Raw genomic sequence first — 13,358 nt, forward strand, 5'->3', positions numbered from 1 at the left:
TCGAGCAGAGATATTTATTTGTTAATTATAAACTTAAACGCTTTGTAAGTAATATAAGCGGAGAGCACTGCACCACCCAAGGTAACTAACACATGCACTTGCTGATCAGATAAGGATGCCGGAAAAAGGTGCAAGAACAACATCAACAAAAAAGATACAGGCATACATAATAATACACCCGTATAGTAAAGCACCTGAATAAACCCATTGTCTATATATCCAGACTTCCACTCATAGCCCGAAATAGTATAGAAAAAATATAAAGAAAGAATGAATGCTGTTACAACAAGCAATAATACAATGAGTGTAATTATTTTTTTAATGCTCATGGAGAAACGCCCAACCCGTGACCTGAACCAACTGACGGATTAAGCGAATTATACATCGCATCATTTGGAAACGGAGACGGAATTGACCACGGTGTAACCCCGCATTCATTCAAGCAATTATGTGTAAATATATAGCAGCTATATGTGGGTAGAAAATACCATTCCTTATTTCTTCTAACATCATCACGGCATTTTTGCATACATTGATCCTGTGATTGCGTGCTCGGATAATCAATACATTCTGACACAAAATAGTGATCATCTGGAAGTATGTTACCGGGACTAAGAACTGGGTTCGTCGATGGATAGAGACCATATGTATAGCCCCCATCCCATGGCAAGCCGAAACCGACATGCCCCAACCCATTCGCTCCTTCTGGATATAAACAGACTTTTACAAGACCAAAAGGATCGACAAAGCTCAAAGGATTTCCTCCAACATACGCATAGGTATTCAGCCCACCCGCTAGGCCAATCGGGTCACTCTGGATGTACCGCCCGGTGCTGGGATCGTAGTCTCGATAGTAGTTGTAATAGTTCCCTGTTTCTTCATCGAAGTACTGACCCGGAAACCCCAATAGCATCTCAATTTGTGCTGTGGTGACTGCTCGTTCCCCAAATGGTTTCCGTACAGCATCCCACACCAAGTTCTGATCACTATCCGTGGCTTTTACCACTGCACCCAGATGATCGGTATGAAGATAAACTACGCCCTGCTCTATCGGATTACCACTTAACAGGACCGAGGAAGTTGGGCCTCTGCGTCTGAGCGCCATGGTGTCCCAGCCATTGGTGGTGACATCCTGGGCAAATAGGTGGCCTTCGATTTGCAGGATATCGAGGGTCTCGGTGGTATGGCCAAGTTCGCTGTTACGGGAGGCCTCTTCCTGAATTTTTAATTCCTGATCACCTTGGGCTGTCCAGGTGTGGTTGAGTGACAGTTGGCTCAGCTGGTAATTGAAGCTGGCGCCAAAGAGGTCTGCTGTGCCCCCTTGGTTGGGGCTGTAAATGGCGAGATAACCGATGGTCTCTGTGCTATGGCCATCGTTGAGGCTCTCCTGTTCCTGCATAAAGGCCTGGAAGCCTGTGGTGCTGACGTTTCTAGCCCGTACGCTGGTAGTTTCTACGTCGTTTTGGCTCTGTTGGGTGAGAAACAGGTAGGGTGTGCCTTCAAAGATTTCATTGAAGCTGATACTGTGCCATTGCCGGGTACCTGAGAGGGTGAAGTGACCCACTTCCCAGATACTGCCGTCGGCTTGGGGATAGCGCCCCGGAGGTAAGGCGAGCAGAGATATATCTTCCGGGTAATGGCCGCCGTCGAGGTAGTCCCACTCTTTAACCTGGACGCTGGCTTGTGTTGCGGTAATGTTGTTGAGGGCCGCTACGGCTCCCTGGCCGCCGTTGTAGGTGAGTGGACTGGCGATGATCACCGGGGTGGTGGTGTGTTGCCCTAAATCGACAGTTTGTGCAGTATGGTTGAGGTTGATACTCTGCAACAAGGTGACGGGAGCGCTCTGTTGCTTGCGGATGAGGGCGATGGGTTGCCCGTCGAGGTAGATATATTCGCGGATCGGTTGACCGGCTTGATTGTATTCACCCAGCAATTGGCCTGCCTGACCATATCGAAAATGCGTGGTGATTCCATCCACGGTTTTACGTACACGTTCTCCCTTGCCATTGTATCCATAACTCGCCTCTGTTTCTTGATCGTTGAACGCTGTCATACGATTCGTGTCGTCATAGTGATAGTGACCACGCCTATATTGAATCGCATTGCCTGCTTCATCATAGATGGGTAGCATCGTGGTGGTACTTATGACTGTACGTCCTGTCATTGTTATTGTACTTAGACGGTTGCCGATAGCATCATAACGATAACCAGTCGTGTAACTGGAACCCTCTGTAGCTCTTGTCAATCTGTTTAGTGAATCGTAACTGAACTGCTGTTCCCTGTCGTTGTCAAGCAGATCTTGCCAAGTCTCTATGTTGCCAACTAGGTCATGTCCATAGCGGTTCTCTAACAATCCAGGAATCAGTTGCTCTGTCATACGGTAATCTTGATCATAACTTCGATTTAGGATCAGGCCGTTGCCATACTGTAAGGACTGTATCGACCCGAAGGGAAGATAATGTAAATGAGTCACTAGGGATTGGGTGGTGCCGTCTGATTTTTGTAATGTTATACCATCGAGCTTGCCATAACTGTAACTAAACAGCAGCGTATTGCCAGATGGATAGGTTTGGCTATGCAGGTTGCCTAGGGCATCGTAAGCATAGGTAAACGTTGTGATAATACCATCCCTACTGGTACGGGTTTTCCGAATCATCTCCCCAAAGGTATTGTATATGAAGTCTGTTTCGCCCTCGCCATCACTCATACCAGTGAGTTGTCCGATACCATTGCTGCCCTGATCATAGGTGAAGTTCACATCCTTACTACTATCCCGATAGTGAATTGCGGTGAGGCGGTACAATTCGTCATAGGTATAGGAGGTTTCAATCCCTCTGGCATCATGCTTGCTGAGACGATTGCCTACCTCGTCATAGGTATAACGGGCGGTGCCAGTATCAGGGCTAGATAATAGAATCAGATTGCCAAGACCGTCATACTCATAGTGAGTGGTTCGTCCGAGAGGATCAGTAACACTGTTGAGTCTGTCCTCAACATCATAGTTGTATTGGGTAATACCATTGAGTGCATCGGTTGTCTGAATTAGACGATCAAGCGCGTCGTAACTATGGATCGTAGCATTACGACTGGGATCAAAAGTTTGACTCAGATTGCCATTGGCATCATAGCTGTATTCGGTATTGTTCTGTTGACTATCGAGTTGTTGGCGTAGTCGACTCAATTGATCATAAATCCACTGTTGGGTGCGCATCAATGTACCATGTGGATCTCTGATCTGTGCAGTCAATCGATTACCCATGGCATCCAGTGTATAGTCGACGCGATTTCCTAACTGATCTTCAATAGCGATAAGGTGATGAGCGACGTCATAGAAGTAGGTGGTTCTAATCCCAGCGGGTTCGGTTGTCTGGACAAGGTTGCCAACCGCGTCATAGTCATAGTCTGTCGTGCGTATAGAAGCGTCATTACTGAGTCTTTGTTGTATGAGACGCCCCCGGTTATCGTAGCTCAGGCTGGTGACTAGGCCGTTTGGATCTTCTATGACCATGGGGCGGCCTGATGGATCATGCCGAGTAATACGAGTTGTATGCCCTAAGGCATTGCCGATCGCAATGAGGTTGCCGAGCGAGTCATAGTGATAGTGTATGATATCGCCATTGCCTGGTAATGGGCCATCGATAGCGGCCAGTAAACCCGCTCCACTTTCACCATGAGGGGCATAGGAGTAGGTATAGGTTGATGATATGTTTGTTGCACTATCGGATATGGTTCTGGTGAGCAATCGACCAGTGCTGTCATAGGTAAAGGTACTGGAAGAGTCTTGCTTATTTATCTGCGTCGGCAGATTGAACTCTGAATGCCACTCGGTTGTGGTAGTTCGTTCCTCCTGCTCTGCGACTGCTTCAATGCGAGTCTGTACGAGTCCTCTATTGTTATAGCTGAGACGGGTTTGATTACCTACCCAATCGATGTATCCAGTCAATCTTCCGTTTTCATCATATGTCCTCTCTCGCATATCGCTATTTTTACAGGTCTTACATGGATCTCCTTGGATGGTTTGCACTTTCCTCACACCATGTAAAGTAACAAAATGATATGTACGTTCGGCACCGAGCATGTCGCTGACTGTTGTGCTACCGTCACTATTGTAGGTAAGCTCTACTTTATCCGTCTCACCTGCATGCTCAGAGCTTATTACTCTGCCATTGCTGTCATATGCCCAAGTGGCGTAGCGAGTACCATTTTCGTCGGTGATGCCAGTGAGATTGTGAGGATAATTGGCATCTTCATAGTGGTATGTTACAGCACGCCCATCCGGGTAGGTGACGGATGCTAAATTACCAACCTCGTCATAATCGTAATGCAGTTCACCATCAGGGGTGATAACCGAGATGATCTGGTTGCTCGTATTATAAGTGATGTTGAGTTCTCGGCCGAATGGCCCGGTAACGCGTGCCAGTCTTTCTTCTGCGTCATAGGTAAAGTTGGCAGTCTGGCCTTGAAGGCTCATGGTATTTAGTAGTCGACCGGATGTATCATAATTTTCGATTTCACCACTGCGATGAATAAGCCTAAATCCGGTACCACCCGCTTCAAGTCTCAGCAACGTATCGGGATCGCCGATCCAGTCACCATCTCGATTTATCCAAGTCTCACTACGACCATTTGCCTGCTCGATTGACACCCTATTCTGCGTTGTTTCATCGAATACAAGCCTCCTGGTAATAGTGCTGGTCCAACCAAATCCAAACACGCCGTCTTTGGGGCTAAGGCTGTTATAGTGCCGTACAATTTCCAGCTGTCCATTATAGGATCGATAGTCTATTTCTTTTTGATATTTATTACCTGATGCTGGACTACACGGATTGCCTTCACCGTCACAACTCTCTCCTTTTTGTTTTTCTTCTTGTGGTTCATCAACCGGGTCTTCTTCAGGTGGAAATATACATGGCGGCCTATCGCCAGGGTAGGCAAACTGGTTAGGATATTCTCCTAAAATGCAAAAACACTCTTCAACTGATTTCTCTTCCGGACAAGTCGTTTCACAGAATTCGTCGATATATGCCATGCCGCTATTGGCAGTGCAAATGGGACCACTAAGGCCATCACGTGCTGTAGCTGCAATTACTTTACATCCAGTTAATATATCTATAGGGCGTGCGCCTGCTTCCAGCGGTCTTGCTCCAGTCTCAATATATCTGTCATAACATACTCGTGGTATGGCCCCATTGACTGATTGAGCGATTAGCAAAAGAAGTGTGAAAACTAGAAGGCAATGGACACATGTTGACCGTCTCATATTGTCCTTGGCGAAAGAAAACGGTATTGATAGTTTGCAGTACGTCCCTGTAATCATCTTGTTATCACCTAACTAGGATAATTGAACGCTACTGACGGATCCAAAACGATCTATCGGGCGTCAGTTCTATATTGTGGAAGTACTGGGGGAGATGGCATAGACAGAATAGAGAGAGCGAATCTAACTTACGCTATCAAGGACACAACCTGACACCCAGTCTTCCATGACAATGGGTTTTTTAAAAAATAGAGTAATTCTATATTATTAACCTAAGCTTCCTTGCTGATTGTAGCGGTAATGCTATAACACGATGGCATATATCATCAAGTTAAGATTATAAGTCTGTTTAATTGTTCTTGCTGAGGTTTGGAAACTTTCTTCTATGTGGTCATCAGGCGCATAGCACCAAGATTCGGCGTTAGATGATACCCCAACTTTCGGCAAGCTACCTTGAGTATGTAACTCATACCGACCAGCCCCGAGAAACGGCTTTCGAATCGCCGGGTCATATTGAGCCAATACTTGTTATCGATCTGTAATCGTTAAAGAACGGTCATCGCAACGACATGCAAACATAACCCGGAATGCCACACCAATGAACAGCTGCAATAGCTGAAGAGTGGCCATGAGTCTGCTCTATTTGTAACCACAATTGCACCAATGGCGTGGAAATTGCTGATCTTTGGCAGTCAATATCAAACACCAGCCACACTTCAATAACAGGGATATATCCATGGCATGCAACCTAAGCAAGTTCATCACTGAGTCCGTCGCTTCCCTAGACAGCAGCACCAACATACAAACCGCGGCAGCCTATATGGCGGAACACGGACTCGGTTCACTTGTGGTTACCGAAAATGGTGAGGTTATCGGACTTTTCACCGAGCGTGACCTGTTGACGCGCGTTGTTGGTGCGGGCAAGGATCCGGATGCACTAAATTTGGGCGAAGTCTGTACCCGCAACCTGATCTCCGTCTCCTCCGACAGTTCCTGCGCCTATGCCATCAAGCTGATGCGTCGCAATCGCTGCCGCCGTCTTCTGGTCTACCGCCATGACAATCTCCAGGGTTTGGTCAATATGTCGGAAGTCGCCCACGCCCTGGCTGATCACAACTCTTCCAAGAACATCCTTGTCAACCTGGTGGGGGGTATCACACTGGTTGTCGTGCTGGTGGTGATCGGCATGTTGATTTCCCATATCCCGGACATGATGCAGCTCGCTGACCGCACCCTGAAGTAAGGCCCATCTCTCGACTGAATGCCCAATTGCTTCCGCTCTTTGAGAGTGAGATCATTAGGCTGTTGCCCTGCCCGGAATAGACTGGTTTTCCCCGCTGGGTCGATGCGTTACTGAAATAATTGCTTGCCCAGGTTTCAGTATCACAATACCTCGGTTCTATAGATTGCGTGCCCGGCATCGTGTCTACTGACCCGATCACCATGGTACGCACTCACTATGCTTGACAACCACCCCCATTGGCGCAAATTGCTGATCCTGCCCCCCATCGCACTGGGTATCCTGATACTGATGGTGATGGCCGGCAACAGACAACCACCACTGAAGGTGGAGCGTGGCGAACCCACCAAACTGGTACGCACCGTGGAGGCCCGCCAGCTCGAACTGGTTCCGGTGGCGGAAGGGTATGGCACCGTACAGCCCGCACGGGTCTGGAACGCGGTGGCGCAGGTGGCAGGCCGCATCGTTGATATTCATCCACGACTCAGAGACGGCGAAATCATCAGTGGGGGCAGTCTGCTGGTGCAGATCGATCCCGCCGATTATCAGCTCAACCTGGCCCAGGCCGAGGCGGAACTGGCCGAATTGGAGGTGGAGGCATCGAATGCCAAGGCCTCGCTGTCGATCGAAGAGCGTAGTCTGGGCATTGCGCAACGGGAGTTTCAACGGGTCAGCAAACTGGCAAAAAAAGGTACCGCATCCCAGAGCGCCGTGGATGATACCGAACGCAACCTGCTCGCCAGTCGGAATGCGGTACAGAATGTCAAAAACACCCTGGCGTTGATACCCACCAAGCGCAAGGTCCTGGCGGCCAAGCGGACCCAGGCCGAGCGGGATCTGCAGAATACCCGCCTGCTCGCACCATTCAACCTGCGGGTTGCCAACATGAGTATCGAGGTCGACCAATATGTCGGCAAGGGGGAGACCCTGCTTGCCGGGGATGCGGTGGATCGGGTCGAGATCATCGCGCGATTTCCGATGGCATCCCTGCGTCGACTCTTTATCGGTCGCGAGCGGCGGGACATCACCACCGATATCCTGGAGGGTAATCTGGCGGACTTCGTCGCACTGAAGCCACGGGTCAGGCTCGATCTGGGTACGACAATCGCCGAGTGGGAGGCTGAGTTCGTACGATTCAGTGACAACGTGGATCCGGAGACCCGCACCATGGGTGTTGTGGTCGCCGTCGACAGACCCTTTGAGAAGATCGAACCGGGTATCCGCCCGCCCCTCTCGAAGGGGATGTTCGTGCAGGTTATGTTGCAGGGAAAACCGCAACCCGAACGTATCGTGATACCCCGTTCCGCAATCAGGGATGGCGTCGTCTACCTGGCCGATGAGGAGAATCGCCTGCGCCGTCAGCCGGTGGATCTGCTGTTCAGTCAGGGAGAGATCAGCATCGTCGCATCCGGCGTAACCGCCGGCCAGAAGATCATCGTTTCCGACCTGGTGCCTGCCGTCAGTGGTATGCGGCTCGACACAAAGACGGACACAGAGATCGAAGAGGCGCTCTCTGCCGCCGCGAAGGGTGAACAATGATCGACTGGTTCGCCCGGCATCCCACTGCCGCCAACCTGCTGATGGCATCGATCATGATTCTCGGCCTGACCGCCCTGCCCGGTCTGCAGCGGGAAACCCTGCCGGAGATCCAGAACGACAAAGTCGAGGTCCGGGTCGTCTACAAAGGGGCAACCGCGGATGAGGTGGAGGATGCCATCTGCCGCCGCCTTGAGGATGCCCTGGAGGGGATCAGCAGCCTGGATGAGATGACCTGTGAATCACGCGAGGGCCTGGGCGTGGCCACCGCGGTGATGCTGGAAGGGGCGCAGATGACCCGCTTCCTCGATGATGTGAATGCGGAGATCGATGCCATCGATGACTTCCCTGCCGAGACCGAGCTGCCGGTGATCGAGGAGTTGGGTCGAACCGACGCGGTGATCTCCATAGCGGTAACCGGTCCGGACGACCCGGTGGCCTTGAAGGCCTATGCGGAACACCTCAAGTCCAAACTGCTGACACAAGAGAAGATCGCCGAGGTCACTATCAACGGCTTTTCGGATCACCATATACGAATTGAAATTCCTGCCTGGCGACTTCGGCAATATGGCCTGTCTGCGCAGGATGTGGCCAACGCCATCGGCCGGCACAGCATCAGCACCCCAGCCGGACGCCTGGAAGGAGACAGGGAAGAGATCCTGCTGCGCTTCGACGATCAACGCAAGCAGGTGGACGATTTCTACGACCTGGTGGTGATCTCCGGCAGCAGCGGTGCCACTATCCGGCTCGGCGATATCGCGCGCATCACCGATCGCTTCGATCGTGACGAGGAGAAGATCAGCTTCAATGGCCAGCGTGCGGCCATTCTCAATATTGCCAAGACCCGTTCACAGGACATTCTAAACGTCCTCGCCAGGGTGGAGACGTTCGTGGCGAGGGAAAACCTGACCGCCCCGGAAGGTCTCCAACTTACGCTGACCCAGGACCGTGCCTCGGTGGTTCAGGATCGGCTCGATATGCTGGTGCGCAACGGTGCCCAGGGTCTTGTGGCGGTGTTTTTCGTACTCTGGCTGTTCTTCAGCTTGCGTTACAGTTTCTGGGTAACCATGGGTCTGCCGGTCTCCTTTCTCGGCGCCCTCTTCATCCTGCCGGTCATCGGCGTCACCATCAATATGATCTCCATGGTAGGACTGCTGATCGGCATTGGTCTGTTGATGGATGATGCGATCGTCATCGCTGAGAATATCGCCTCGCGTATGGCCAAGGGTGATAAACCGCTGCAAGCCGCAATCACCGGTGTGCGCCAGGTATTGCCCGGCATCGCCTCCTCGTTTGCCACCACACTGCTGGTGTTCGGCTCCCTTGCCTTCATCACCGGGGATATCGGTCAAATCCTGCGCATCATGCCGATGGTCTTGATCATGGTCATCAGCGTCAGTCTGCTGGAGGCCTTCCTGATTCTGCCGCACCATTTAAGCCACTCCCTGGCGCACATGAATCGCAAGCGGGTCTCCCGCTTCAGGGAACGGTTTGAAACCGGCTTTGACCACCTTCGAGAAGCTTACTTCGGTCCCTTGCTGGACCGCGCCATCGAGTATCGCTATTTAACCCTCGGTATCGTGCTGATGCTGCTTATCCTCGCCGTGGCCATGCCGGTGGGCGGAAAACTGAAGTTCGTCGGATTCCCCGATCTTGACGGCGATGTCATCGAGGCCCGGGTCCTGTTGCCCCAGGGGACACCCCTGGCACACACTGAATCCATCGTGCACGAGATAAGTACTGCACTGCAGCGCACCAACCAGGCCTTCCTGCAACAGCAGCCGGAGCAGCAGCCGCTGGTGGAGAACATCACTGTCATCTATGGTCAGAACCCGGATGCCTATGAAACCGGCCCCCATGTCGCCCGCGTGGTTGCCGACCTGCTCAGCGCCGAGATCAGAAATGCAAAACTGGATGACGTGATCAACCGCTGGCGCCAGGAGACGGGCGCGCTCACCGACGTGATTTCGGTCAAATTCACCGAACCCACCTTCGGCCCGGGCGGGCGCCCCATCGACCTGCGCCTGATGGGGTATGACCTGGCGCGTCTGAAACAGGCTTCCAACGAGCTGCAGGACTGGCTCAACGCCCACCAGGGGGTGAATGATCTGAGTGATGATCTGCGTCCCGGAAAACGGGAATACCGGCTCCATTTAAAGCCGGGAGCGGGTGTTTTGGGACTCAATGCGCAACAGGTTGCGGAACAGGTCCGGGCCTCCTATCAGGGTATCAAGATCGACGAGTTTCCCGTCGGCCCCGAGACCTACGAAGTCAATCTCAGGCTGATCGCGGATGATCGTACAGACGCGGAAGATCTCTACAATCTCAGCATCACCGGCCCCGGCGGCTCCCTCATCCCCCTCTCCGTGGTTGCCGATATCGAGGAGGTCAGAGGCTGGGCCCGTATCAACCGGGTCAACCGGCAACGGACCGTCACCCTGCAGGGCGACGTGGACCGCAGCAAGGCCAATGCGCAGGAGCTGTTGGCATTGGCCAAGCGCAGCTTCATTCCCGAACTCCTGGAGCGCTACCCCGATATCCAGTTCGATATCCAGGGAGAGAGCAAGGAGTCGGCGAAGACAGGCCAGTCTATCGTGCGCAATGTCCTGCTCGGCCTGGTCGGTGTCTATATGTTGCTGGCACTGCAATTCAAGGGCTATCTCGCTCCCATCACAGTGATGATAGTGATCCCGTCGGCCCTGATTGGCGTGATTTTCGGTCACATGGCCCTGGGGCTCGATCTGACCATGCCCAGTATCGTCGGTATGGCCTCCCTGTTTGGCGTGGTCGTCAATGATTCGATCCTGCTGGTGGTCTTTATCCGTGACCACCGCGCCGCGGGGATACCCGTGGCCGTGGCCGCCAAACAGGCAGGTCGGGCACGGTTCAGACCAATCCTGCTAACCTCGATCAGTACCATCGCAGGATTGACCCCCCTGTTGCTGGAAAAGAGTCTGCAGGCACAGATCCTGATCCCGCTCGCCGCCAGTATCGCTTTCGGCCTGACGGCAGCCACCCTGGTTGCGCTGTTTCTGGTCCCCGCCGTCTACTGTATTCTGGATGATTTTAATCTGCTCGGTGAACTACACAATGAAAGTGATGAGGAGATCTCCGGAAAGAACGAGGAGTTGACGGGCGCCTAGTACCCGGATGGGCACAGGTTTCAAATTCCGTATCAGCGTATCGAGTTGCGCTCAGTCAATCTCATGCTGCCTGGCGTAGCTTAGCCACGTCAGCAATTTTTCCCGTAGCACCTCTTTGGTATAAGGCTTGCTCAAATAGTCATCCATACCGGCCGCGAGACAACGTTCCCGGTCACCCTCCAGGGCGTTTGCGGTCAAGGCTATGATCGGCAATCTTCTCTTGTCATGCCGTTTTTCCCGATCGCGCCATATGCGGGTTGCCTCGTAACCATCCATCTCGGGCATCTGGCAATCCATCAGCACTAGATCGTAGTGGGATTCAGCAAGCATTTTAAGGGCAATAGCGCCATCTTTAGCCAACGCGCCAACCACATCCAACTCCTCAAGCATGGCTTCGCACAACTCCTGATTTATCGGATTATCCTCCACCAGGAGTATCCGCACTCCATCCGGCATGTCGTCGAGTGCAATACCTCTATCACTGTCGACCAGGCGTCGCTCGGCCTCACTCTGCCGGCCATTGTCCGCCATACATGCCGTATCACGCGGTTCATCGGCCGTTGGCAAGCGCAAACGAAAGCCAACCGTTGTCCCTGCTCCCGGTTGGCTTTTCATCTCCAAAGACGAGCCCATTAATTCAACGATGCGTTGTGAGATGATAAGACCAAGCCCGGTACCGCCATACTTTCGTGTCGTGGAACTATCGGCTTGAGTGAATGCGCGAAACAGTCTCTCCATGGCTTCAGGGGCTATCCCGATGCCGCTGTCCTTCACTGAAAAACGGTGCGACTCATCCTCATAGGTCATATGGATCTCCACGCCGCCGTGTTCAGTAAACTTAATGGCATTGCCCACCAAATTGGTTAAAACCTGCCTTAGCCTGACCGGATCACCATATACGAATCGAGGCGCTTCGGGCGAGACGTTGCAACTCAAGCCAATGGACAGACGTTCCGCCTGCACAGAAAAAAGATCAACGATCTCATCCAGTAACTGGTGCAGATCGACAACTTCCGACTCGAGGCCTAACTGACCGGCATCGATTTTTGAGAAATCCAGTATGTCGTTGATCAAAATCAGCAGTGATCTTGCAGAACTGCGCGCTGTTTTGAGGTATCGTCGCCTCTTCTCATCCAAACCGCTGTCTGATACCAATTCAAGCATACCCAGGATACCATTCATGGGGGTACGTATCTCATGGCTCATATTCGCGAGAAACTCCGATTTAGCCCGTGCCGCGGACTCTGCTTCATCCCTTGCCCGTTCCAATTCCTGCGACCTGACTTCCGCCAAATGAGTGTTAAGCAAAGCTCTCCAATACTCACGATGCCAGTAATTCAGTTGCGCCAGCATATAGGCGAGAAATGCCAATGAAGCAAATACCAGGGCATAGCCCTGCATATTCATGAGCGATGCATTCGCCATACTTATAGGCAACAGCATCGCAACCAACGAGATCCTTCCCACACCCCGGCGCACGCAAAAACTGGCCATGACGCCGGTCGCTATCCCCGCGGTGAAGAAAAGGGTCAGATATGCCGGCCAATCCGTCTCATAGATCATCACCAGGACAGCAACGAAACAGCCCCAAACAACAGCATTGACCACCACGCTGCCGGCCAAAATCTTGAAAGGCACGGCTTCTGAACCGTCATTCCCACGTGTAACCAGATTACCGGAAACAAGCCGGGTCACGCCTGTAAGCAATAAAAGGCCGGTGAACAACCAAAACAACACAGTATGCTCGGAGGCAAGGTCGGTCGTATATCCAACCACAAGGATAGCGATGATGTAGACGACACCCCCCGGCATCGATCGCCTTGCCATCTCCCGATTCGCATGACACTCCATCTGCCGCATGCGTGCCTCGCCGATTTCGTCAATCCTAGGGCGTGAAAGATATGGCAACTCGTTAGAGAGGACGGACATGTATTTGACTCAGAATCCCAATCGGCACCGGATGACTGTCACTGTTCAATGAACCCGGAATCAGACCGGCATGATGCAGCGTACATGCTATGTCATCGGCAGTTTCCTGAATTCATTAACTAAAAAAGGAATCTCCGGCTAATTTTATTGCCGCGAATGATTGAAAATGGGAGAAACAAGAAACTGAAATACCTGTATCGGTGATGGGTGTTGATTCAAACTGCTGCAGATAGGCTTTTATGGGTATATATTT

6 protein-coding genes are annotated in these 13,358 nt (G+C 52.0%); 3 read left to right on the plus strand and 3 right to left on the minus strand.

Features of this window, described 5'->3' with window-relative positions; translation table 11 throughout:
* Positions 1–14: 14 nt before the first annotated feature.
* Entirely contained in the window at positions 15–329 is a 315-nt protein-coding gene (locus AB8516_RS04950; protein ID WP_369158642.1) for a hypothetical protein, read from the minus strand.
* Positions 326–5,029 carry an RHS repeat-associated core domain-containing protein gene (locus AB8516_RS04955; RefSeq protein WP_369158644.1) on the minus strand — a complete coding sequence of 1,568 codons (4,704 nt, stop codon included), beginning with the start codon at positions 5,027–5,029 and terminating at the stop codon, positions 326–328. The genes AB8516_RS04950 and AB8516_RS04955 overlap by 4 nt, the downstream gene beginning before the upstream one ends.
* Before the next feature lie 964 nt (positions 5,030–5,993).
* Here AB8516_RS04955 and AB8516_RS04960 point away from each other — a divergent pair.
* The 3 genes from AB8516_RS04960 to AB8516_RS04970 all read left to right on the plus strand — a co-directional run bounded on the left by AB8516_RS04960 (position 5,994) and on the right by AB8516_RS04970 (position 11,176).
* The gene (locus AB8516_RS04960; RefSeq protein WP_369158646.1) at positions 5,994–6,500 is read left to right on the plus strand and encodes a cyclic nucleotide-binding/CBS domain-containing protein; all 507 of its coding nucleotides are present in this window, start codon (positions 5,994–5,996) and stop codon (positions 6,498–6,500) included.
* 216 nt (positions 6,501–6,716) lie between these two features.
* On the plus strand, positions 6,717–8,036 hold the full coding sequence (locus AB8516_RS04965) for an efflux RND transporter periplasmic adaptor subunit (protein WP_369158648.1): 1,320 nt from the start codon (positions 6,717–6,719) through the stop codon (positions 8,034–8,036).
* The gene (locus tag AB8516_RS04970; protein ID WP_369158650.1) at positions 8,033–11,176 is read left to right on the plus strand and encodes an efflux RND transporter permease subunit; all 3,144 of its coding nucleotides are present in this window, start codon (positions 8,033–8,035) and stop codon (positions 11,174–11,176) included. Before AB8516_RS04965 ends, AB8516_RS04970 begins: the two co-directional genes overlap by 4 nt.
* Positions 11,177–11,227: 51 nt before the next feature.
* Here the strand turns inward: AB8516_RS04970 and AB8516_RS04975 are convergent, their stop codons facing one another.
* Complete coding sequence (locus AB8516_RS04975; protein ID WP_369158652.1) at positions 11,228–13,105, minus strand: ATP-binding protein; 1,878 nt, start codon at positions 13,103–13,105, stop codon at positions 11,228–11,230.
* Positions 13,106–13,358: the final 253 nt, after the last annotated feature.

This window comes from Candidatus Thiodiazotropha sp. LNASS1, from assembly GCF_964212655.1.
Taxonomy (GTDB): Bacteria; Pseudomonadota; Gammaproteobacteria; order Chromatiales; family Chromatiaceae; genus Thiodiazotropha.